Consider the following 21,063-nt stretch of genomic DNA (forward strand, 5'->3'; position numbering starts at 1 on the left):
TCTTTGCAATTTCTTGTCGACAAACTAAATACAACACTCTAAATCTGGCGGCAGAGACGTTATTGCGACGATGAGGAACTAGGCATGCAAAAGAGTGATTTCCGCGGTGTATTGCCCGCGATCACCACCAAGATGACGGCGGACCAGCAGGTTGATCTCGATGGCGTCAAGGCCGATGTGGTGTTTCAGATCGAGGGTGGCGTCGACGCCATCGTGGTCTGCGGCTCGCTGGGCGAAGCCTCGAGCCTGACGGTCGCGGAAAAGCTCGCCATCGCCAAGGCCGCCATCGAAGCGGCAGCCGGTCGTGTGCCGGTACTGCTGACCATTGCCGAGGATTCCACCAGTGTTGGCGCAGCGCTTGCCGCCGAAGCCGAGAAGATCGGCGTCGAGGGGCTGATGGTGCTACCGGCCATGCGCTACCTGGCCGATGATCGCGAAGTGGTCGTGCATTACCGCGCTATCGCCGCGGCCTCGAACCTGCCGATTATCGTCTACAATAATCCCCTGGCGTACGGCATCAACATCACTGCCGAGATGCTCAAGGACATGGCCGACGAGCCCAAATTCGTCGCCATCAAGGAATCGACCGGCGACACGCGCCGCATCAACGAGACCATCAATGCATTGGGTGATCGCTACCAGCTATTGACCGGCGTCGACGATCTGGCGCTGGAGAGCCTGGTGCTGGGTTGCCATGGCTGGATTGCGGGCCTGGTCGTCGCCTTCCCCAAGGAGACCGTGGCTATTTACAAACTGGTGCAGCAGGACCGCATCAAGGAAGCCATGGAAATCTACCGCTGGTTCCTGCCGCTGCTGCATCTCGATATCGGGCCGAAATTCGTCCAGAACATCAAGCTGTGCGAAGCGATTGTGCGTGGCACGTCCCCGGTCGTGCGCCAGCCGCGGTTGGAGCTGGTTGGGGACGAGGAAAAGGCTATCCGTGCGGTGGTCGAGCAGGGGCTGAAGACGCGGCCGGATTTGGCTAAGTACGGGTTCTGATCGGGAGCGCGCGATGCGGGGCAGTGCTCACTTGAGGACTTCTCCGCGTTCTCCCAAGCCCGCCCTTCTGTCGTTGCCCGGCTCGTCCGGGCAATCCATTGTCGCCGCATGTGCTGAAAGATGGATCACCCGGACAAGCCGGGTGATGACGATGAGTGGAGGGAGTCGCGAAAATGACGAAATCCCTCAAATGAACCCTCCCCGCTGGGGGAGGGTATCCCCTCAGCTCACCGTAAACCCCTTCACAAACGGATCGCGGTCGTCGAGGAAGATGGTGTTGTAGCCGGTGATCCAGGCTTGCCCCGCGATCGAGGGCACGATGGCGTCGTAGGGGCCGACCTTGGTGGCGGATTCGACCCGGCCGACAAAGAGGCTGCCGATGATCGATTCATGCACGAAGCTCTCGCCAACCTTGAGCTCGCCGCGCGCGGCTTTTTGGGCGAGGCGCGCCGAGGTGCCGGTGCCGCAGGGGGAGCGGTCGATGGCTTTTTCGCCGTAGAACACCGCATTGCGGGCATCGGCCTTGGGGTTCACCGGGGCGCCGGTCCACATGATATGGCGCAGGCCGTTGATGGTGGGGAATTCGGGATGCTGGAAGGTGTATTTCTCGTTGATCAGTCGCCGCGCCACGGGCGAGAGCTGCTGGATATCGAAGGCCGAGAGCTGATTCATATCAGTGAAGCCGGGCTGCGGCTCAAAGATGGCGTAGAAATTGCCGCCATAGGCGACGTCGAACTTGAGCGGCCCAAGCCCCGGCAGGTCGATTTCGAGCCCGGTGGCATAAAGGAATGAGGGCACATTGGTGATGCGCACGTCGATCACATGGCCCGCATTGTCCATGGTGTATTCGGCCTCGATAATGCCGGCCGGCACTTCGAGCCGCAGCTTGCCTGGCGTCTTGGGCGTCACCAGTCCTTCTTCGATCATCACCGTGACCGTGCCGATCGTGCCATGGCCGCACATGGGCAGGCAGCCCGAGGTTTCGATGAAGAGGATCGAGCCGTCCACATCCTCGCGCAAAGCGGGATAGAGGATCGAGCCGCTCATCACGTCATGGCCGCGCGGCTCGAACATCAGGCCGGTGCGGATCCAGTCATATTCGGCCAGAAAATGCTCGCGCCGTGCATTCATCGTATCGCCCTTGAGGTCGGGGCCGCCCCCGGCCACGACGCGGACCGGATTGCCGCAAGTATGGGCGTCGATACAGAAAAAGCTCTTCTTGCTCATGATGGCCTATTGGAAGCGGGTAATGCTGAAAGGGGCGAGCGCCGGGTCGGGTGGTGCGTCGGCAATAAGGCTAGCGACCAGTCGCGCGGTGACGGCGCTCAGGGTCAAGCCCAGATGGCCATGGCCGAAGGCATAGACGATGCGGTCGTCGCCGGGATGGCGGCTGATGACGGGCAGGGAATCGGGCGTCGAGGGGCGGCGGCCCATCCATTCCTTGCCGCCCTCGGGCAAGGCGGGCACATAGCGCCGCATCTTGGTGCGCATGGCCTTGGCGCGGGCGAAATTGGGGGCGGTGTCGGGCTTGGCCAATTCCACCGCGCCGCCCACGCGCAGGCCATCGACCAGTGGCGAAGCGATAAAGCCATGATCGGCAAAACCTACCGGCATGGGCAGGTTCCAGTCCAGATCGGTGAAGGTGGTGTTATAGCCGCGCTCGTTTTCGAGCAGTACTTTGGCGCCCAGCCCGCGCACCAGATCGCGCGACCACACCCCGGCGGCGACCACCACCTTGTCGAAGGTTTTCTGGCCCGATGGTGTGGCGATGGTGATGCCGTTCTCGCCCTGTACCAGCCGTGTCACCTTGGCCGGCACGAGCTTGGCGCGGCCACTGACGAAGGCCTGATAATGGCGCAAAATGGTCAGGGGATTGGAGGCCGTCCAATAGCTGGGCTGATAGATGGCACCGGCAAAATTGCCCTCCAGTTGCGGCACCAATTGGCGCGCGCGCTCGGGGGTGATGCGTTCGAAATCATAACCGAGTGCAGCCTTGACCACGCCGGCTTCATGCAAGGCGGAGGCGACACTTTTTTCGCTGTCATGCACCGAGACATAGCCGGTCTGCCGCAAATGGCCGGTGAGACCGGCCTTGCGGCCAAGCTCTTCGTGGTCGGCCAAAGCCGTTGTCATCAGCAGCGTCAGTGCCTCGCGGGCCTTGGCGCCGCGGGCCGGGGTGGCCGAGGCGAGGAATGCGAGCAGCCATGGCAGTAGCGCGGGCACATCGGTCCAGCGCAGGGTCAGTGGGCCCAGCGGATCGAGCAGCCAGCCGGGCACGGCCGACAGAATGCCGGGGCTGGCGATCGGCGCGATTTCGGGCAGGGCGATCAGCGAGGCATTGCCTGATGAGGTGGGCAGGCCATCGGGCTCGGGCTCGAACACCGTGACGTCATGGCCCTGATCGATCAGCCAGGTGGCAATGGCGGCGCCGATAATGCCAGCGCCGGCAATGGCAATACGGGCCATTAGCGGGCTTCCGAGAGGCTAATATGGGCGGCGGTGTCGCGGCCGATATAGCTCTGGATCTGCCGCACGATCTGGGCGGCATGTTCGGCACCCAGCCGGTCGGCGAGGTCCGCATCGCCCGCCTCGATGGCCGCAACCATGGCGCCGTGTTCGTCGACATATTGGCGCGGCAGCTTGTCGTCGAAGGAGGAATAATAGAGCCGCAGGATGCGCCGGCCTTCGTCGAGCAGTCTGGCGAAGAGATTGGTGAAATAGATATTGCCGCCGGCTTCGGCGATGGCCATGTGGAAATCGCGATTGGCCTGGATCATGCCCAGCGCATCGCGCCGCGCCACGGCCTCCGAATAGGCGCCTTCAAAGCCGCGAATGGCCAGCAGATGTTCGGGCCGGCGATGCACCGCCGCCGAGCGGGTGGTGACGCGATACATCAGCGTCAGCGCTTCGAAATAGAGCGGCAGCCGCACGAAATCGATGGTTGAGACCACCGTGTTGCGATTGGGGAGCGTGGTCACCAGCCCTTCGCCCGACAGGCGCACCAGCGCCTCGCGGATCGGGGTGCGCGACATTTCGAATTGTTCGGAGAGGCTTGATTCGTCGAGCGGGCTGCCCGGTTCGAGTTCCAGTTCGAGGATGGATTGGCGTAGCCGCTCATAGACGGTCTGGGCGCCTTGCCCGCGCACACGGCCATTGGCGGGGGCTTCGGCCGCCGGCTTGGTTTTCTGGGTCTTGGCCGTGGCCATGTTCAGTGCTGCTCCATAGGCTTGGTGCCCGATCAGGCCGATAGCTTGTCAGCCGGCCGGCCCGGTTTCAAGCGCGCTCGGAACCTACATCGTATTCAGTTTGTCGACAATATGGTCTTTGCACTGCCGGCCGGTTCGCCTTAGCTCTAGCCGCGCGAAAATGGCAAGGGTTGGCGGCGATGGATGATGAACGAGCAGGCGCAAAGATCAAGCGCGCCGGCGGCAGCAAGCCTTCCGCGCGCCAGAAGGTCGGCGAGGTCACGCTGCATCAATTGCGCATCTTTTGGGCCGTGGCCCGTTCGGAAACGCTGACCAAGGCGGCCAAGCAATTGGGGCTGGCGCAGCCCTCGCTGTCCCAGCAATTGAGCAAGCTGGAGGCCAATGTCGGCACGCTGTTGTTTCATCGCCGCTCCAGTGAAATGGAACTGACCGAGGCAGGCGCTTATCTGCTGCCCAAGGCCGAGCAGGTGTTGCGCAATATGCGCGAATTGGAAGATGGGCTGGCTCAGTTCAGCGGCGGCAAGCGGCTGACGCTGCGGCTGGCGGGGATCAATTCGGTGTTGCGCGTGCTGTTGCCCGCGGCCATCGGCAGCATGCAGAGCCAATTCCCCGAGGTCGATTTCGACATTCAGGAAAGCGCCCCCGCCGATATTCTGGAACTGCTCTATGGGCGGCGGGTCAATATCGGTCTGCTCGCGGCCAATTCGGTGGCGCAGGCTGGCGTCGGTTTCGTGCAAATCCCGCTGATCGAAGACCCCTATGTGCTGGTCGTGCCCGAGGCGCTGACGCTCGATGGCATCGCCGACCCGCAGGGTGAATTGCCGGCGGAGCAATTGGGCCTGCTCAACCAAGCCATCCAGTTCACCTTTGGCAGCCAGCAGGCCAATCGGGTGGCCGATTGGTATGATCGGCTGCTGCCGCAGCATCGTGTCGTCGCGCAATGCCGCAGTTTTGAGACGGCCATTGGCCTGGTGCGGGCTGGGTCCGGGGTGTGCCTCGCGCCCGCGCTCGCCACCATTGCGGGCAATGGTCCGGCGGGCGGGGTAAAGCTCTATCGCGTCAAGGCGCCGCCGCGCCGCATCGTGGCTTTGGTGCCCTCGCAATATCGCCGCGCCGAGCCTTATGCGAGCCTGCTCGAGCTGTTGCAGCAGACGTCGGCTGCTTATGTCCTGCCGGGCATCTTGCCGACGCCGCCATTTCTGGCGGTGGACACGGAAGACGATTTCTAGGCGCTACCAGCACTATAGGCAAAAGCTATCGCGGCCATAGAGTGCGCCCGAGCCGCTCAGCCGTCACCCTCACCGCCAGCGGCAATCCCGCCGCCTTCGTGAGGAGACCTGAAATGGCCTGGAAGAAACCAACCATCGTTGAAGTTCCCGTCAGCATGGAAATCAACATGTACGCTTGCGCCACGCGCAAGTAGGGACCGGCCTGCCGCGGACGCCGACATGATCAAAATAGTCATTCTGGGCTCCGCGGCAGGCGGGGGCCTGCCGCAATGGAATTGCGGATGCGACAATTGCCTTACAGCACGACGCGAGCCGGGCTTGCGCGCGAGCCAGGCTTCCATCGCCATAAGCGGGAATGGCGAGCATTGGTTTTTGATCAATGCGTCGCCCGATCTGCGCCAGCAAATCATCGATACGCCGATGCTGCATCCGCGTGCCCTCAGGCACAGTCCGATTGCCGCGGTTATCCTGACCAATGGCGAGGTCGATGCTGTTACGGGCCTGTTGTCGCTGCGCGAGGGCTCGCCCTTTACACTTTACGCGCATCAGCGCGTGCAGGAGATTTTGCGGGCCAACAGCATTTTCAATGCGCTCAACACGGAGAAGGTGACGCGCATTGCCATCGAAACCGGCGTGGCGTTCGAGCCCACGCTGCCTGATGGCTCGGGCTCGGGGTTGCTGATTGAGCCCTTCATCGCGCCGGGCAAAACCGCGCTTTATCTCGAAGGCGTTGCCGAAAATGACGAAGGTGACACGCTGGGCCTGCGCATCACGCGCAATGGCAAGGTACTGGTCTTCCTCGCCGCTTGTGCTGCTGTCACGCCCGAAGTGGCCGAAAAGCTGGCTGGGGCGGATCTGGTGTTCTTCGACGGCACGCTATGGCGCGACGATGAGTTGATCGCCTTGGGCCTCGGGCAAAAAACCGGGCAGCGCATGGGCCATATTGCCATGGATGTGGCTATGCCAGCGCTCGCTGATCTGGGGATCGGTCGCAAGGTCTTCCTGCATATCAACAATTCGAACCCGGCCTGGCGGCGCGATGCGCCCGAGCGGCTGCAAGCAGAACAAGCAGGATGGATCATTCCTGCCGATGGGATGGAGATGACGCTTTGACAGCAATGACAGCTTTTTCGGTCGCGTCCGATGCGGTGCTCGATAGTGCGGACGATCTGGAAGCGCAGCTGCGCGCCATTGGCGCGACCCGCTACCACAATCTGCACCCCTTCCATCACCTGCTGCATGGCGGCAAGCTCAACAAGGGCCAGGTGCAGGCCTGGGCGCTCAATCGCTATTATTATCAAAGCTCGATCCCGCTGAAAGACGCCGTCGTCATCTCGCGCTTCCGCGACCGCGCGACCCGTATCGAGTGGCGCCACCGCATCGAGGATCATGATGGCGATGTGGGGAGCGAAGGCGGTATCGAGCGCTGGCTGCAACTGACCTCGGGCCTGGGGCTCGACAATGACTATGTCGAATCTGCCGAGGGCATTCTGCCGGCCACGCGCTTTGCGGTGGATGCCTATATCCACTTCGTCAGGGACCGTAGTCCGCTCGAAGCCATCGCCTCGTCCCTCACCGAACTCTTCGCGCCCAATCTGCATGAAGAGCGGATTTCGGGCATGCTGGAGCATTACGACTTCATCAATCCGGGCGTCATGACCTATTTCAAGCGGCGGCTGGAACAGGCGCCGCGCGACGCCAATTTCGCGCTCGATTACGTCAAGGCCAATGCCAAGACCCCCGCCGAGCGGCAGGCGGTGTGCAATGCGCTGATCTTCAAGACTAATGTGCTCTGGGTGCAGCTCGACGCGCTTTATCACGCCTATGTCGAGGGGCATGTGCCGCCCGGCGCTTTCGTGCCGGCTCAATCATGAGTGATTATATCGCCCCGGCCACCCGCCGCCGCATGAGCGTCAGCGAAGCCAGCGTGCCCACCCTGGCGCGCGGCACCAAATTGCGGCTCGATGAAACCCGTCAACGCTGGGTGCTGCTGGTGCCTGAGCGGGTGATGGCGCCCGACGAGATTGCCGTCGAAGTGCTCAAGCTCTGCGACGGGCAGCGCAGCGTCGCTGACATTGCCGACCATCTGGCTGATATCTACACTGCCCCGCGCGAGGAAATTGCCGGCGACATTATCGCCATGCTGCAGGACCTGGCGGATTCGGGCTTTCTGGTCGAGGCGGCAAAGCCATGAGCCCGACACTGAGCGATGCCAATGATGGCCTTGCCATTCTGGAAGGCCAGTCCGTCGCGCAGGCCTATGGCATTCCGCTGGCGGTGCTGCTGGAAATGACCCATCGCTGCCCGCTGCAATGCGGCTATTGCTCCAACCCCGTGGAGATGGAGCGGGCGGGCAATGAGCTAACCACCGATGAGTGGAAAAAAGTGCTGACCGAACTGGCCGAAATCGGCGTGTTGCAGGTGCATTTTTCCGGCGGCGAACCCAGCGTGCGCAAGGATTTGGTGGAGCTGGTGCGCCATGCCAATGATCTGGGCCTCTATACCAATCTGATCACCTCGGCGGTGCTGATCACCAAGGAGCGCCTCACCGAAATTGCCGATGCGGGGCTGGCGCATATCCAGATCAGCTTTCAAGCCAATGATCCGGCGCTGGCCAATCGCATTGGCGGCTTCAAGAATGGCCATGCCAAAAAGCTCGACGTGGCGCAATGGTCGCGCGAACTGGGCCTGCCGCTCACCGTCAATGCGGTGATGCATCGGCAGAACCTGCATGAGCTGCGCGACATGATTGCGCTGGCGGTGCAACTCGATGCCGACCGCATCGAGGTGGCCAATGTGCAATATTATGGCTGGGCGCTGAAGAACCGCGCTGCTTTGATGCCCACGATCGAGCAGATCGACGAGGCGACAGCCATTGTCGAGGAAGAACGCGTGCGGCTGCGCGGTATTCTCGACATCGATTTCGTGGTGCCCGACTATTATGCCCTGCGCCCCAAGAAGTGCATGGGTGGCTGGGGGCGGCAGTTTTTCAACATCACGCCCTCGGGCAAAATCCTGCCGTGCCACGCCGCCGAGACCATTACCGAACTCGAATTTGAATCGGTGCGCTCCAACCACTCCATTGCCTGGATCTGGCAGAACTCGGATGCCTTCAATCGCTATCGCGGCACCGGCTGGATGCCCGAGCCGTGTCAGAGCTGCGCCTTCAAGGAGATCGATTATGGCGGCTGCCGCTGCCAGGCATTCGCCTTGACCGGCAGCGCCGGCAATACCGATCCGGCCTGCCATCTCTCGCCCTTGCATGAGAGCATTTTCAAGACGGCCGAGCAGGAATCCAGCGAGGGCGGCGACCGCTTCATCTATCGCAATTTTTCCGGTGGCACGCTGGAGCCGGAGCTGCCATGACGCCACCCGACGGCGGGGGTGATCCCTTCGCGCCGCTCACCAGCCAGATGCTCGATGTTGGCGACGGGCATAGCCTTTATGTCGAGACGGTGGGCCGGGCCGATGGCATTCCCGCCGTCTATCTGCATGGCGGGCCGGGCAGCGGTTGCCAGCCTTCGCACCGGCGGCTGTTCGATCCCAGCCGGTTTCGCGCGGTGCTGTTCGACCAGCGCGGGGCGGGGCGCAGCCAGCCGGCGCATTCGCGGGAGCACAACACCATTCAGCATCTGATCGCCGATATGGAGCTTGTGCGGACTGCGCTGGGGATCGAGCGCTGGCTGGTCGTAGGCGGCAGCTGGGGCGCAACGCTGGGCCTCGCCTATGCGCAAGCCCATCCCGAGCGCGTCAGCGGCATCGTGCTGCGCGCGACGTTTCTGGGAACGCGGGCCGAGCTGGATTGGGCGTTTGGCACGGGGCTCCGAACGTTCCATCCGGGGCTTTACGAGGACTTCCTCAGCGTCCTTACGCCCGACGAGCGCGGCACTCCGCTGGACGCCTATTTTCGTCGCATCCTTGATCCCGATCCGGCAATCCACGGCCCCGCCGCTCGCGCCTGGCATGATACTGAACGAGTGCTCTCCGAGGCTCGACCGGGTACGAGGCGGCTTGATCTGGATGATGTCCAAAACGGCAGCCGGTTGCCGTCGACTGCATTTATGGAAGCCCATTATTTTGCGCAGGGATCGTTCCTGGCGCCCGGCCAATTGCTGGCTGGGGCAGGGCGGCTCAAGCCTATCCCGGGGGTGATCGTGCAGGGGCAGTTTGACCTGCTCTGTCCGCCCGCGATGTCGTATGCACTGGCAAAGGCATGGGGGAATGCGGAGATTGTGCTGGTGGAAGGGGCAGGGCACGCCATGTCGGAGCCGGGGGTGAGTGAGGCCGTGGTGGCGGGGATCGATGCTCTAGCGATCAATCACCCGCGCCAATAGGTCCAGCCAATTCCCATGCGCCAGCCGCTGCACCAGCGCATCATTATACCCGTGCTGTTGCAGGGCCTCGATCAACACCGGCAGCCCAGCCGACGAGCCAATCGCCGCCGGCAGCATGGCCCCGTCGAAGTCCGAGCCCAGGCCCACGCGCGTCTCGCCAACTGCCTCGATCATTGCATCGAGATGCCGCAGCATGACGTCTAGTCCGGTATCCGGTCGCCACGCGCCGTCAGGCCGCAGGAAGCCGGTGGCGAAGTTGAGCCCCACCATGCCGTTGCTGTCGCGGATCGCCTTGAGCTGGTCGGCGGTGAGATTGCGCGGATTGGCGCAAATGGCATGAACATTGGAATGGGTGGCGACCAGCGGTGCGCTGGACAGCTCAGCCACGTCCCAAAAGCCCTTTTCGGTGATGTGGGATAGGTCGATCAATACGCCAAGCCGGTTGCAGGCGGCGACGAGGCGCTTGCCGGCTTCGGTCAGGCCCGGGCCGGTATCGGGCGAGCCGGGGAAATTGAACGGCACGCCATGCCCAAAAATATTGTCCCGGCTCCAGACCGGGCCGAGCGAGCGCAGGCCGGCGGCATAGAGCACATCGAGAAATTGCAGATCGGCATCGATCGCCTCGACGCCCTCGATATGCAGCACGGCGGCGATTTTGCCCCGCGCCATGGCCGCCTTGATCTCAGTCGTGTTGCGGCAGACGGCGAGGGCGCCAGCGGCTTCCAACCGATAGAGCAGGCTGACCTGTTGGATCGCCATGGCCTGAGCGGGAACGAGGTCCAGCGGCAGCGGCGCCATATCGAAGGCCATGCCTGGGGGTAGCGCGCCATCGGGCTTTTTGGGCGAGGGACAGAACACGGCGAATATGCCCCCGGCAAAGCCGCCGGTCTTGGCCTTGATCAGGTCGATATGGCTGGGGAAGGAGCCGGTGAGGAAGGCTTGCACCGGATCGGCGACGTCGGACGTCGCCAGATGGCCCAGAATGTCGTTATGGCCATCAAAGACCGGAATAGGCTCGCTCATTACCCTGCCGTCATGCTGCGTCGTTGATCAATTCCTCAGCCAGACCATATTCGTGCAGCTTGCGGTAGAGGGTGGAGCGGCCAATCTTGAGGGCGCGGGCGACGCGCGACATGCGCCCGCCATGATGCTCGATGGCAAAGACGATGGCGGCGCGCTCGATTTGCGCCAAAGCGGCGATTTCGCCCGAGGCATCGAGGAAGCGGTCGGGCGCGGCGGGTTGTTCCTCGAAGGCCCGCTGGCGGGCGGTTGCAGTGTCGATATGGGTCGGCGCGGCGGGTACCGGCACGGTTTCGATATCGGACAAAGCGGTTTCGCGGCCGGCGGATTGGGCGACGATCTGGGGAAAATCGACGGTTTCGAGGAAGGCGCCGTCGCTGAGCACAATGGCGCGATAAACCGCGTTTTCCAGCTGCCGCACATTGCCCGGCCAGTCATAGCCGAGCAGCAAATCAAGCGCCACGGGGGAGAGCCCCAATACGCGCTTGCCGGCTTCGGCCGAGAAGCGGGCGATGAACATGGAAACCAGTGCCGGCACATCCTCCATGCGCTCGCGCAGCGGCGGCACATAAATAGGGAAGACGTTGAGGCGGTAGTAGAGGTCTTCGCGGAACTCGCCGGATTTGGCGAGATTGAGCAGCCGCCGATTGGTGGCCGAGATGACACGGACATTGACCCGCTCGGTGCGGCTGGCGCCGACCGGCTCGATTTCCCCGTCCTGCAGGGCGCGCAGCAATTTGACCTGGGTGTCGGGCGGCAGTTCCCCGATTTCGTCGAGAAACAGCGTGCCATTATGGGCTTCGGCAAACTTGCCCGGCTGGTCGGCGATGGCGCCGGTAAAGGCGCCTTTCTTATGCCCGAACAATACGGATTCGACGAGATTAGGCGGAATGGCCCCGCAATTGACGGTGATGAACGGCTTGCCGGCGCGGTCACCCGAGCCCTGGATGATGCGGGCAACCAATTCCTTGCCGACTCCGGTTTCGCCTTCGATCAGCACGGGAATGGTCGATTTGGCGGCCTTGGCGCAGAGCGTGAGCACCCGACCCATGGCGGGCGCCTTGGCGATCATGTCGGCGGCGGTGAAAGTGCCAGCCTTGCGGGCATGTTCGGCGCGGATGGCGGCTTCGAGCGTATCGAGCTTCATGGCATTGCGCAGCGAAATGACCAGCCGCTCGGGTGATACCGGCTTGACGAAATAGTCCGCCGCGCCCTGGCGCATGGCCGAAATGACGGTTTCGAGCGATGCATTGGCGGTCTGGATGATGACGGGCGTGGTCAGCCGCTCGCGGCGCATCGCCTCCATCACCGCCATGCCATCGAGATCAGGCATGACCAGATCAAGGATCATGGCGCCGATATTGCGATCCTCGCGCAGAATGGCCAGCGCCTGCTCGCCGCCCGTGGCGGTCAGCGGCTTGAAGCCGGCGCGGTTGGCGATTTCGGCGGTGAGCCGCAGCTGCACCGGATCATCGTCGACAACGAGAACACGCGTCATACTTACCTCAGGCTTGGTCCCGGCACGCGAATCTGGTGTGCCGTTTTGGGAAGAAGATGGGCCAAGGGGTTTAAGAGGGGATTAACTGTGTGGGATTTTGGGGGAATGGCATCGGAGTGGCACTCCGATGGACGACCCGACCACCGCTCGCTAGGATCGCCCTAAACCAAACGAGAAGGCATTATGGTCCTCAGAATCTTCGCAGCGCTGGCAACGATCATCGCCCTCACCCTGTCCGGCCCCGCAATGGCCGACGGCGCTGTCCTCAGCGGCACGGTGTTCTTTCGCGAGCGCATCATGCTGCCCGATACCGCTAAGGTCAGTGTGCAATTGCTCGACACCTCGCTGGCCGACGCTCCCGCCAAGGTGCTGGGGGAGACCGTGGCCAGCGGCAAGTCGCCGCCGTATGCCTATGCCATTGCCTATGATCCCGACGCGATCGTGTCCGGCCACCGCTATTCGGTGTCTGCCCGCATCACCGAGGGCGACAAGCTGCTCTTTATCTCGACCACGCATAACAGCGTGTTCGGCTCGGGCCCCGACGCCACCGAAATCCTGGTCGAGCGGGTTGCCGAGGCTATTTCCGCGGCCAGCGACGGCTGGCCGGAAGGGCGCTGGCTGGCCGAGGACATTGATGGCGGTGGGGTGATCGATAATCTGCAGACCGTGCTGGAGCTGGCGCCCGATGGGCAGGTGAGCGGTATGGCTGGCTGCAACCGTTTTGGTGGCAAGGCCAGCATTGATGGTTCGGCGCTCAGCTTTGGCGATCTGTTTTCGACCGAGATGGCCTGCGCCCCGGCCATCATGGACCAGGAGGGCAAATTCCTCGATGCGCTGAGGCGGGTGGCGAGCTACCGCCTCGACAATGCCCGCGGCAAGCTGATCCTGTTCGATGCAGCTGGTAATGACATCATGGTTCTCGCCCGGATTTGAGCGCGCTGCCCTTCCAATCGCCGTCCTCGCTGGCTAAGGTCCGCGCGCAATTGGACCAGCCGGAGAGAGCACGCCATGACCGAAACCAAGAGCCAGAAGGGCCACAATCAATTCGGCACGCTGCCGGTATGGGACCTGAGCGATCTTTATCCGGGCAAGGACAGCAAGGAATTTGCTGCGGCGCTGGACGAGGCCAAGGCGCTCGCGACGCAATTTGAGGCGACCTATAAGGGCAAGCTGGTCGAGCTGACCAAGGCGGGCAAGCTGGTCGAGGCGATCAAGGCCAGCGAACAACTGGGCGATATCAGCGGCCGCATCGGCTCGTTCTCCTTCCTGCAATATGCGCAGAAATCGACCGATCCGGATCGCGCCAAGTTCATGGGTGATACCAATGAGGCGCTGACCAATCTCTCCACCAAAGTGCTGTTCTTCGAACTCGAACTGAACCGCATCGAAGACGCGGATCTGGAAGCCGCCTTCGCTAGCGATGCGGAGCTGGCGCGCTACCGCACCTGGTTTGCCGAATTGCGCAAGGCCAAGCCCTATCAGCTCGATGACAAGCTCGAAGAGCTGTTCCACGACAAATCGGTCACCGCCTATTCGGCCTGGAACCGGCTGTTCGACGAGACGCTGTCGAGCCTGCAATTCCAAGTGGATGGCGAGATTCTCAATATGGAATCAACGCTGCATCTGCTGTCCGAAAAGGACGAGAAGAAGCGCGAAGCCGCCTTTAAGGCTTTGGGCAAGACGCTCAAGGACAATGCGCGGCTCTTCACTCACATCACCAATGTGCTGGCCAAGGACAAGGAAATCTCCGATCGCTGGCGCGGCTACGAGGATATCGCCGATTCCAGACACATGGCCAATTCGGTGGAACGCGAAGTGGTCGATGCACTGCAAAAGGCGGTGACCGACGCCTATCCCAAGCTCAGCCACCGCTATTACAAGATGAAGGCCAAGTGGTTCGGCAAGGACAAGCTCAATGCCTGGGACCGCAATGCGCCGCTGCCGACCAGCGACGAGCGCACCTGGGATTGGGACAGCGCCGTCTCCACCGTGCTCGAAGCCTATGGCAAGTTCTCGCCCGAACTGGCCGAAGTCGCCAAGCCGTTTTTCAATTCGGGCTGGATCGATGCGCCGGTGGCCGAAGGCAAGCTTTCGGGCGCCTTTGCCCATCCCACCGTGCCCAGCGCCCATCCCTATTTGATGCTCAATTATATGGGCCGCTCGCGCGATATCATGACGCTGGCCCATGAATTGGGCCATGGCGTACACCAGCGGCTGGCCGCGGCGCAGGGCCCGATCCTGTCCAATACTCCGCTCACTCTGGCCGAGACCGCCTCGGTCTTCGGCGAAATGCTGACCTTCCGCTCGCTGCTCGACAAGACCACCGACCCCAAGCAGCGCTTTGCGCTGCTGTCCTCAAAGGTCGAGGATATGCTCAATACGGTGGTGCGGCAGATCGCCTTCTACACCTTCGAGCGGCGCGTCCACACCGCCCGCCGGCAGGGGGAATTGCGCACCGAAGAGATCAACCAGATCTGGCTGGACGTGCAGGCGGAATCCCTCGGCGACGCCATCATTGCCAATGAAGGCTATGACATCTTCTGGGCCTATATTCCGCACTTCATCCACTCCCCCTTCTATGTCTACGCCTATGCGTTCGGGGACTGCCTTGTGAACTCGCTTTACGCGCAGTATGAGAAGGCCGGTGAGGGCTTTGCGGAGCGCTATTTCGAACTGCTCAAGGCCGGCGGGAGCAAGCACCATTCCGAGTTGCTGGCCCCCTTCGGGCTCGACGCGAAGGACCCCAAATTCTGGTCGCTGGGTCTGTCGATGATCGAAGGATTGATCGACGAGCTGGAAGCGACCAGCCCATAAGGCGCCGGTGGCGCAAAGACTTTGAGACGACGCGAATTATTGAGGACGAGAATGGCAGCCAGCAAGCACGAACCGCTTCCGCCCCTGCGCGAAGAATCCCCGATGGACTATGCCCAGCACGAGGCCACCTATAGCGGCTTTGTCACGGTGACCAAGTATACCATCATGGGCATCGCCATCCTGATGGTGGGGCTCTATTTCGCCGTGATCGCCGGCCAGCCGGTGCTGGGCCTGGTGTTGGTGCTCGCCTCTTTCGTCGTGCCGCCAGTGGTGGGCGTGTTGAGCGAGATATCCAAGAAATAGCAGCCCTGCGGCAGGTGCCGCTTCGGGTCAGCAGCGCGTCGGGCCATGGCCCGGCCGCACGTCGTCGGCATGCCGCAGTGCACGCTAGGTGCATTGCCGCCGCAGGAGGTAGTGCATGAAGATCGCCATCGTCCGTGAACGTTTTGAAGGCGAGAACCGCGTCGCGGCTACGCCGGAAACCGTCGGCAAGCTCGTGGGTCTGGGCGGCAGCGTGACGGTGGAGAAAGGGGCGGGCCTGGGCTCGCGCATTCTCGATGCCGATTATGTCGCCGCTGGCGCCACGATAGCGGCCAGCGCCGATGCGGCCCTCAAGGGCGCCGAAATCGTGCTGACCGTGCGACGGCCTGCTGCTTCAACGCTCGCTGGCGTGGCCAAGGGCGCCCTGGTGATTGGGGCGCTCGATCCCTATGGCAATGACAAGGACGTGGCGGCTCTGGCCAAGGCGGGCGTTACTGCCATTGCCATGGAATTCATGCCGCGTATTACCCGCGCGCAGGTGATGGATATCCTCTCCAGCCAGGCGAACCTAGCCGGATATCAGGGCGTCATCGAAGCCGCCGCGCAGTTCGATCGCGCGCTCCCCATGATGATGACCGCCGCCGGCACGGTGCGGCCGGCCAAAGCCTTTGTCATGGGGGCAGGGGTTGCGGGGCTGCAGGCCATCGCCACCGCCAAGCGGCTGGGCGCGGTGGTTTCGGCCACCGATGTACGTCCGGCGGCCAAGGAGCAGGTGGAAAGCCTGGGCGGCAAGTTCGTCGCCGTCGAGGACGAGGAATTCAAGCAGGCCGAAACCGCCGGCGGCTATGCCAAGCAGATGTCGGCCGAATATCAGGCCAAGCAGGCGGAACTGACCGCCAGCCATATCGCCAAGCAGGATATCGTCATCACCACCGCGCTGATCCCGGGGCGTCCCGCGCCGCGGCTGATCACCAAGGCGATGGTGGAATCCATGGCCCCCGGTTCGGTGATTGTCGATCTGGCCGCCGAGCGCGGTGGCAATGTCGAATTGACAGTGCCGGGGCGGGTTATCGAGCATAATGGCGTTGTTATCATCGGTTACACCAATATGCAGGGCCGCATTCCCACCACGGCCAGCCAGCTTTATGCGCGTAATCTCTTGGCCTTTGTCACCACGCTGATCGACGCCAAGGAAAAGGCACTGGCGATCAATTGGGATGACGAACTGGTCAAGGCTACCGTGCTGACCCGCGATGGCGCCGTGGTGCATCCAAGCTTTGCCACCGCTCCGGCGACCGAGGCAAAGCCGGTAGCGGCTGCGAAGGCTCCGGCCAAGGCCGCGCCCGCCAAAAAGCCTGCTGCCAAAAAGGCAGTTGTCGCCGCCATGGCTGATGCGCCCAACAAGGCGGCGCCCGGCGTTGAACAATCCATTCCTTCTGCCGCCGAGCCTGCGCCGACCCCGGCCAAGCGTGCCGCGACCAAGAAAGCCGCTGCCGTGATCGACGCCGCCGCAGCCGCTGCTGCGCCGGCCAAGAAACCGGCGGCGAAAAAGCCGGCTGCGGTCAAACCGGCCGAGGTCAAAAAGCCGGCAATTGCCAAGGCGCCGGCAGCAGCGAAAAAACCTGCGGCGGCCAAGAAGCCGACCACTCCAAAGGGGGCCAAGTAAATGGAAGCGACGGCAGAACAAAGCGCCGATGTGATTGCGGCCGTGGCGCATGGCGCGCTGGGCGGGGCGATCGATCCCTTCACCTTCCGCCTGGCCATTTTCGTGCTGGCGATCTTCGTTGGCTATTTCGTGGTCTGGTCGGTTACCCCGGCTCTGCACACCCCGCTGATGAGCGTTACCAATGCGATTTCCTCGGTCATCGTGGTGGGCGCATTGCTGGCAGTGGGCGTGCATCTGGCGGCTGATGCCAGCTGGGTGTCCAAGCTGTTCGGCTTCATCGCACTGGTGTTTGCCAGCGTGAATATTTTTGGCGGGTTCCTCGTCACCCAGCGCATGCTGGCCATGTACAAGAAAAAGGGTTGAGCCGATGATCTCTGCAGATATCGCAGCCCTGCTCTATCTCGTTGCCGGGGTGCTGTTCATCCTGGCGCTGCGGGGTCTGTCCAATCCCCGTTCGGCCCAGCAGGGTAACCGTTTCGGCATGATCGGCATGGGCATTGCCATTGTCACCACGCTGGCATTGGCTGCGCCCTCCGATTGGGTGAGCTGGCTGCTCATCATCGGCGGCATCGCCCTTGGTGGTGGCATCGGCGCCTATATGGCCCGCACCATCAAAATGACGGACATGCCGCAGCTGGTCGCGGCCTTCCACTCGCTGGTGGGCCTGGCCGCAGTCTTTGTGGCTGCCGCGGCGCTCTATGCGCCTGAGGCCTTCGGCATTGTCGATATCGACCCGCTCACGGGCCTGGCCGGGGCGATCCATGCGCAGGCGCTGATCGAAATGAGCCTGGGTGTTGCCATCGGCGCCTTCACCTTCACCGGCTCGGTCATCGCCTTTGCCAAGCTCAATGGCAATATGAGCGGCAAGCCCATCCTGCTGCCGGCTCGCCATGCCCTCCATATCGTGCTGGGTCTGGTGCTGATTGGGCTGGTCTGGGCCTTTGTGGTCACCGGCAATCCCTGGCTGTTCTGGCTCACCACGATCCTGGCTTTGGTGCTGGGCGGGTTGATGATCATCCCCATTGGCGGCGCCGACATGCCCGTCGTGGTCTCGATGCTCAATTCCTATTCGGGCTGGGCCGCCGCCGGCATTGGCTTCACACTGGGCAATACCGCGCTGATCATCACCGGCGCCTTGGTGGGCTCGTCCGGCGCGATCCTCTCCTACATCATGTGCAAGGCGATGAACCGCAGCTTCATTTCGGTGATCCTGGGCGGGTTTGGTGCCGATAGCAGCGCCGCGGCCTCTGCTGCCGAGGATGATCGCCCGGTCAAGCAGGGCGCTGCTGACGATGCGGCGTTCCTCATGAAAAACGCCGGCAAGGTTATCATCGTGCCCGGCTATGGCATGGCCGTGGCCCAGGCCCAGCATGCTTTGCGCGAAATGGCCGACCTGCTCAAAAAGGAAGGCGTCACCGTCAAATACGCCATCCATCCGGTGGCCGGCCGCATGCCGGGGCATATGAATGTACTGCTGGCGGAAGCCAATGTGCCCTATGACGAAGTGTTCGAGCTGGAAGATATCAATTCCGAATTCGCCCAGTCCGACGTCGCCTTCGTCATCGGCGCCAATGACGTGACCAACCCGGCCGCCAAGACCGACAAGACTTCGCCCATCTACGGCATGCCCGTACTCAATGTCGAAGATGCCGGCACCGTGCTGTTCATCAAGCGCGGCATGGCGGCGGGCTATGCCGGGGTGCAGAACGAATTGTTCTTCCGCGACAACACCATGATGCTGTTCGGTGATGCCAAGAAGGTGACCGAGGATATCGTCAAGGCACTGGGGCACTAGGGGGCGACACCTCTTTCGGTAACCAAAACCAAGCCCGCTTCGGCGGGCTTTTTCTTTGCTTGCCCGCTTGACCTCAACTTTACTTGAGGTTGTAGGCAGTTTCCTCACCCAAGAGGAGCAAGATGATGAACGAACATGCCGCCAGTTTTGCCGATAGCTGGCATCGCAACGCCGTCGAGCAGGTGGTGCGTAGCCTTGAGGCCGCGTTCAATGCGCATAATCCCGATGCCTTGGCCGCGTGCTATTCCGAAAACACGGTCTGGACCAATGCGATGGGAAGGCGACTATTGGGCCGGGCGGCCGTTGCGGAATTCGGTCACTCTGTCATCTCGAGGCTCAAGGACAGCTACGCGCGCTACGAGATAGCATCCATTGTCGCCCTCCGACCTGATCTGCTCGCGGTTGGCGTCGACCAGACTCCGACGGATGCGGATGGAATAGCCATCGATGGCGGCCATGGCGCAGCGCTATACGTGATCGGGCTGGAGATTGACGGCTGGAGGATCGTGGCGGGGCAGAATACGATCGTTGCCTCGTAGACCGGAGTAGCCCTACCTGGGCTCCCCTTGGGGGGTATCTCCACGCTTGGAACTGGATCGCGTTCTAACCACCAGGGCGGTCCCTCCCCTGTCAGGGGAGACTAGGAGGGGGTACCCGTTACCGACTCCAAAAACTCCAACACCACGCGGTTGAACAGATCCGGCCGCTGCAGCGGTGCGAAATGGCTGACGCCTTTTAGCTCGACCAGCTTTGCGCCCGGAATGGTGTCCGCGAGATAACGGGCGTGTTCGGGCTTGATGAACTCGTCGTGCTCACTTTGCACGATGGTGACCGGAACGGCGATCTCAGCGAGATCGGCCGCAGTGTAATTGGGTTCGCTGGCCATCATACGGCCGACGGCACTGACAAAGTTCTGGAACTGGTCGGGCGTAGCCGAAAGAGCAGCATAATCCTTGCTGTGGCGGCCAAAGCAGCGCTCGAGCAGGGGGCCGCCGGCGACTTCCACATTGGAGCCGCTGGGGTCCATGTTGCAGCCGAAAAAGAACACGCCGGCAACGCGCTCGGGCGACTGGTGGCCCAGCACCATGCCGATGCACGCACCATCGCTCCAGCCGATTATGGCGGCGCGGGCAATGCCCAGGTGATCGAGCACGGCAAGCACGTCGGATGCCATCAGGTGATAGGTATAGGGCCGCTCGTCGCGGGTACTGCGGCCATGGCCGCGGCTGTCGATGAGGATGGGCCGGTAGCCGGCTTCGATCAGCGCGGGCAGTTGATAGCCCCAATTGCCCGAATGTCCGAGCCCGCCATGCAACAGCACCACGGGGGTGCCGCTGCCGTATGTCGAATACCAGATGCGGGCGCCGTCATGGGCCAGGTGGCCCTGTTCCAAGGCGGGAGGCAAAGGCGCTGCGCCGTGTTCGGCAAAGGCGATCAGCTCGTCATCGGTAAACGTCATCTGTCGGCTCTCCGTGCGATTGGCTCAGTAATGCGGCGGCGGGGCTTCCGTGCTGGGATCGGCAATCTGGCTACCGGAGCGCATCTGCTCTTCCAGCGTCGTCAGCTTGCGCGTCAGTCCATCGATCACCCGCCATTGCGCCGTTATGGTGGCGTTGAGTTCCTCGATGGTCTGGTCCTGGAAGGCGATGCGAGTTTCCAGGGCCTCGAGCCGCTCGGCGAAATCGCTCATGGGGAATCTCCATCATCGGGGTCGAGCAGCAGGCGGGGGCCGCTGCCCTCTGCGCCCAGCCGATCATGCGGGTTGCGTAGCGGGCAGTGGTCGAGCGACAGGCAGCCGCAGCCAATGCAGCTGTCGAGCCCTTCACGCAGGCTCTGCAGTCTTTCGATGCGGCGGTCAAGAGCCTTGCCCCAGGCGCTGGCAATCACCGACCAATCGGCGCGGCTGGGGGTGTGGTCGCGCGGCAGATCGGCCAGCGCGGTGGCGATTTCGGCGAGCGGAATGCCCAATTCCTGGCCGACGCGGATAATGCCGAGACGCCGCAGCACATCGCGATCGTAGCGGCGCTGGTTGCCCGGCGTGCGATGGGCATGGATCAGCCCTTTGCTTTCGTAGAAATGCAGCGCTGACACCGCCACACCACTGCGCGCGGCAATTTCACCCACGCTCATGCCAAGAGCCATGGCGACCTCCAAAAGCTCAATGTTACTTTAGCTTTTAGGATGTTTGGCTGCTGCCGCCAAGCGCGTCACTGCACGTAAAAAACCCGCCGCTCCGAGTGG

23 protein-coding genes are annotated in these 21,063 nt (G+C 62.5%); 15 read left to right on the plus strand and 8 right to left on the minus strand.

Translation table 11 applies throughout. From position 1 onward, the window contains the following. Positions 1-84: 84 nt before the first annotated feature. A complete protein-coding gene (locus N8A98_RS12320) occupies positions 85-999 on the plus strand; it encodes a dihydrodipicolinate synthase family protein (protein ID WP_262171661.1) in 915 nt (304 codons plus the stop codon). Positions 1,000-1,221: 222 nt separating this feature from the next. On the opposite strand, the gene N8A98_RS12325 is transcribed toward N8A98_RS12320, so the two are convergent. From N8A98_RS12325 to N8A98_RS12335, 3 genes are read right to left on the minus strand one after another with little or no spacing between them, the layout of a single operon-like run. Beyond that, positions 1,222-2,226 (minus strand): 4-hydroxyproline epimerase, encoded by a 1,005-nt coding sequence (locus N8A98_RS12325; RefSeq protein WP_262171663.1) that lies wholly within the window; start codon positions 2,224-2,226, stop codon positions 1,222-1,224. 6 nt (positions 2,227-2,232) lie between these two features. Next, positions 2,233-3,465: an NAD(P)/FAD-dependent oxidoreductase gene (locus N8A98_RS12330; protein WP_262171665.1), complete on the minus strand. Its 1,233-nt coding sequence runs from the start codon at positions 3,463-3,465 to the stop codon at positions 2,233-2,235. Next, positions 3,465-4,205: a GntR family transcriptional regulator gene (locus N8A98_RS12335; protein WP_262171666.1), complete on the minus strand. Its 741-nt coding sequence runs from the start codon at positions 4,203-4,205 to the stop codon at positions 3,465-3,467. Before N8A98_RS12335 ends, N8A98_RS12330 begins: the two co-directional genes overlap by 1 nt. Positions 4,206-4,384: 179 nt before the next feature. On the opposite strand from N8A98_RS12335, the gene N8A98_RS12340 reads away from it, so the two are divergent. From N8A98_RS12340 to pip, 7 genes are all read left to right on the plus strand, one after another. Beyond that, positions 4,385-5,434, plus strand: a complete 1,050-nt coding sequence (locus N8A98_RS12340; protein WP_262171668.1) for a LysR family transcriptional regulator — start codon at positions 4,385-4,387, stop codon at positions 5,432-5,434. A gap of 113 nt (positions 5,435-5,547) precedes the next feature. Then, the gene (pqqA, locus tag N8A98_RS12345; RefSeq protein WP_113121237.1) at positions 5,548-5,628 is read left to right on the plus strand and encodes a pyrroloquinoline quinone precursor peptide PqqA; all 81 of its coding nucleotides are present in this window, start codon (positions 5,548-5,550) and stop codon (positions 5,626-5,628) included. 25 nt (positions 5,629-5,653) lie between these two features. Then, positions 5,654-6,547, plus strand: a complete 894-nt coding sequence (pqqB, locus tag N8A98_RS12350) for a pyrroloquinoline quinone biosynthesis protein PqqB (RefSeq protein ID WP_262171669.1) — start codon at positions 5,654-5,656, stop codon at positions 6,545-6,547. Beyond that, complete coding sequence (gene pqqC, locus N8A98_RS12355; protein WP_262171671.1) at positions 6,544-7,308, plus strand: pyrroloquinoline-quinone synthase PqqC; 765 nt, start codon at positions 6,544-6,546, stop codon at positions 7,306-7,308. The genes pqqB and pqqC overlap by 4 nt, the downstream gene beginning before the upstream one ends. 32 nt (positions 7,309-7,340) lie before the next feature. Next, entirely contained in the window at positions 7,341-7,628 is a 288-nt protein-coding gene (gene pqqD / locus N8A98_RS12360) for a pyrroloquinoline quinone biosynthesis peptide chaperone PqqD (protein WP_390888837.1), read from the plus strand. After that, positions 7,625-8,800 (plus strand): pyrroloquinoline quinone biosynthesis protein PqqE, encoded by a 1,176-nt coding sequence (pqqE, locus tag N8A98_RS12365; RefSeq protein ID WP_262171674.1) that lies wholly within the window; start codon positions 7,625-7,627, stop codon positions 8,798-8,800. Before pqqD ends, pqqE begins: the two co-directional genes overlap by 4 nt. Beyond that, positions 8,797-9,768: a prolyl aminopeptidase gene (pip, locus tag N8A98_RS12370; RefSeq protein ID WP_262171675.1), complete on the plus strand. Its 972-nt coding sequence runs from the start codon at positions 8,797-8,799 to the stop codon at positions 9,766-9,768. The genes pqqE and pip overlap by 4 nt, the downstream gene beginning before the upstream one ends. On the opposite strand, the gene N8A98_RS12375 is transcribed toward pip, so the two are convergent. Further along, positions 9,742-10,791 (minus strand): dipeptidase, encoded by a 1,050-nt coding sequence (locus N8A98_RS12375; RefSeq protein ID WP_262171677.1) that lies wholly within the window; start codon positions 10,789-10,791, stop codon positions 9,742-9,744. The genes pip and N8A98_RS12375 overlap by 27 nt on opposite strands. A 10-nt stretch (positions 10,792-10,801) precedes the next feature. Further along, complete coding sequence (locus tag N8A98_RS12380; RefSeq protein ID WP_262171678.1) at positions 10,802-12,286, minus strand: sigma-54-dependent transcriptional regulator; 1,485 nt, start codon at positions 12,284-12,286, stop codon at positions 10,802-10,804. A 183-nt stretch (positions 12,287-12,469) separates the two neighbouring features. Between N8A98_RS12380 and N8A98_RS12385 the strand changes: the two genes are divergently transcribed. From N8A98_RS12385 to N8A98_RS12415, 7 genes are all read left to right on the plus strand, one after another. Then, positions 12,470-13,219 carry a YbaY family lipoprotein gene (locus N8A98_RS12385; protein WP_262171679.1) on the plus strand — a complete coding sequence of 250 codons (750 nt, stop codon included), beginning with the start codon at positions 12,470-12,472 and terminating at the stop codon, positions 13,217-13,219. A 75-nt stretch (positions 13,220-13,294) separates the two neighbouring features. After that, positions 13,295-15,100 (plus strand): M3 family oligoendopeptidase, encoded by a 1,806-nt coding sequence (locus N8A98_RS12390; protein WP_262171681.1) that lies wholly within the window; start codon positions 13,295-13,297, stop codon positions 15,098-15,100. A 51-nt stretch (positions 15,101-15,151) separates the two neighbouring features. Continuing rightward, on the plus strand, positions 15,152-15,403 hold the full coding sequence (locus N8A98_RS12395) for an aa3-type cytochrome c oxidase subunit IV (RefSeq protein WP_113121245.1): 252 nt from the start codon (positions 15,152-15,154) through the stop codon (positions 15,401-15,403). 115 nt (positions 15,404-15,518) lie between these two features. Then, positions 15,519-17,027, plus strand: a complete 1,509-nt coding sequence (locus N8A98_RS12400) for a Re/Si-specific NAD(P)(+) transhydrogenase subunit alpha (RefSeq protein ID WP_262171684.1) — start codon at positions 15,519-15,521, stop codon at positions 17,025-17,027. Continuing rightward, complete coding sequence (locus N8A98_RS12405) at positions 17,028-17,390, plus strand: proton-translocating transhydrogenase family protein (protein ID WP_262171686.1); 363 nt, start codon at positions 17,028-17,030, stop codon at positions 17,388-17,390. A 4-nt stretch (positions 17,391-17,394) separates the two neighbouring features. After that, complete coding sequence (locus tag N8A98_RS12410) at positions 17,395-18,822, plus strand: NAD(P)(+) transhydrogenase (Re/Si-specific) subunit beta (RefSeq protein ID WP_390888823.1); 1,428 nt, start codon at positions 17,395-17,397, stop codon at positions 18,820-18,822. A gap of 122 nt (positions 18,823-18,944) precedes the next feature. After that, entirely contained in the window at positions 18,945-19,361 is a 417-nt protein-coding gene (locus N8A98_RS12415; RefSeq protein WP_262171688.1) for an SgcJ/EcaC family oxidoreductase, read from the plus strand. 101 nt (positions 19,362-19,462) lie between these two features. On the opposite strand, the gene N8A98_RS12420 is transcribed toward N8A98_RS12415, so the two are convergent. From N8A98_RS12420 to soxR, 3 genes are read right to left on the minus strand one after another with little or no spacing between them, the layout of a single operon-like run. Then, the gene (locus N8A98_RS12420; protein ID WP_262171689.1) at positions 19,463-20,281 is read right to left on the minus strand and encodes an alpha/beta fold hydrolase; all 819 of its coding nucleotides are present in this window, start codon (positions 20,279-20,281) and stop codon (positions 19,463-19,465) included. Between the two features lie 24 nt (positions 20,282-20,305). Next, the gene (locus N8A98_RS12425) at positions 20,306-20,512 is read right to left on the minus strand and encodes a SlyX family protein (protein WP_262171691.1); all 207 of its coding nucleotides are present in this window, start codon (positions 20,510-20,512) and stop codon (positions 20,306-20,308) included. Further along, positions 20,509-20,964, minus strand: a complete 456-nt coding sequence (gene soxR / locus N8A98_RS12430) for a redox-sensitive transcriptional activator SoxR (RefSeq protein WP_262171692.1) — start codon at positions 20,962-20,964, stop codon at positions 20,509-20,511. Before soxR ends, N8A98_RS12425 begins: the two co-directional genes overlap by 4 nt. Positions 20,965-21,063: the final 99 nt, after the last annotated feature.

The sequence above is a fragment of the Devosia neptuniae genome, from assembly GCF_025452235.1.
GTDB lineage: Bacteria > Pseudomonadota > Alphaproteobacteria > Rhizobiales > Devosiaceae > Devosia.

Coding starts and splice junctions, on each gene's coding strand:
- pqqD (WP_390888837.1), top strand. CDS start 7,341: ATGAGCGTCAGCGAAGCCAGCGTGCCCACCCTGGCGCGCGGCACCAAA.
- pqqB (WP_262171669.1), top strand. CDS start 5,654: ATGATCAAAATAGTCATTCTGGGCTCCGCGGCAGGCGGGGGCCTGCCG.
- N8A98_RS12425 (WP_262171691.1), bottom strand. CDS start 20,512: ATGAGCGATTTCGCCGAGCGGCTCGAGGCCCTGGAAACTCGCATCGCC.
- N8A98_RS12395 (WP_113121245.1), top strand. CDS start 15,152: ATGGCAGCCAGCAAGCACGAACCGCTTCCGCCCCTGCGCGAAGAATCC.
- soxR (WP_262171692.1), bottom strand. CDS start 20,964: ATGGCTCTTGGCATGAGCGTGGGTGAAATTGCCGCGCGCAGTGGTGTG.
- N8A98_RS12405 (WP_262171686.1), top strand. CDS start 17,028: ATGGAAGCGACGGCAGAACAAAGCGCCGATGTGATTGCGGCCGTGGCG.
- pqqA (WP_113121237.1), top strand. CDS start 5,548: ATGGCCTGGAAGAAACCAACCATCGTTGAAGTTCCCGTCAGCATGGAA.
- pip (WP_262171675.1), top strand. CDS start 8,797: ATGACGCCACCCGACGGCGGGGGTGATCCCTTCGCGCCGCTCACCAGC.
- N8A98_RS12420 (WP_262171689.1), bottom strand. CDS start 20,281: ATGACGTTTACCGATGACGAGCTGATCGCCTTTGCCGAACACGGCGCA.
- pqqE (WP_262171674.1), top strand. CDS start 7,625: ATGAGCCCGACACTGAGCGATGCCAATGATGGCCTTGCCATTCTGGAA.
- N8A98_RS12320 (WP_262171661.1), top strand. CDS start 85: ATGCAAAAGAGTGATTTCCGCGGTGTATTGCCCGCGATCACCACCAAG.
- N8A98_RS12415 (WP_262171688.1), top strand. CDS start 18,945: ATGATGAACGAACATGCCGCCAGTTTTGCCGATAGCTGGCATCGCAAC.
- N8A98_RS12335 (WP_262171666.1), bottom strand. CDS start 4,205: ATGGCCACGGCCAAGACCCAGAAAACCAAGCCGGCGGCCGAAGCCCCC.
- N8A98_RS12400 (WP_262171684.1), top strand. CDS start 15,519: ATGAAGATCGCCATCGTCCGTGAACGTTTTGAAGGCGAGAACCGCGTC.
- N8A98_RS12410 (WP_390888823.1), top strand. CDS start 17,395: ATGATCTCTGCAGATATCGCAGCCCTGCTCTATCTCGTTGCCGGGGTG.
- N8A98_RS12380 (WP_262171678.1), bottom strand. CDS start 12,286: ATGACGCGTGTTCTCGTTGTCGACGATGATCCGGTGCAGCTGCGGCTC.
- N8A98_RS12325 (WP_262171663.1), bottom strand. CDS start 2,226: ATGAGCAAGAAGAGCTTTTTCTGTATCGACGCCCATACTTGCGGCAAT.
- N8A98_RS12385 (WP_262171679.1), top strand. CDS start 12,470: ATGGTCCTCAGAATCTTCGCAGCGCTGGCAACGATCATCGCCCTCACC.
- N8A98_RS12390 (WP_262171681.1), top strand. CDS start 13,295: ATGACCGAAACCAAGAGCCAGAAGGGCCACAATCAATTCGGCACGCTG.
- N8A98_RS12330 (WP_262171665.1), bottom strand. CDS start 3,465: ATGGCCCGTATTGCCATTGCCGGCGCTGGCATTATCGGCGCCGCCATT.
- N8A98_RS12340 (WP_262171668.1), top strand. CDS start 4,385: ATGGATGATGAACGAGCAGGCGCAAAGATCAAGCGCGCCGGCGGCAGC.
- N8A98_RS12375 (WP_262171677.1), bottom strand. CDS start 10,791: ATGAGCGAGCCTATTCCGGTCTTTGATGGCCATAACGACATTCTGGGC.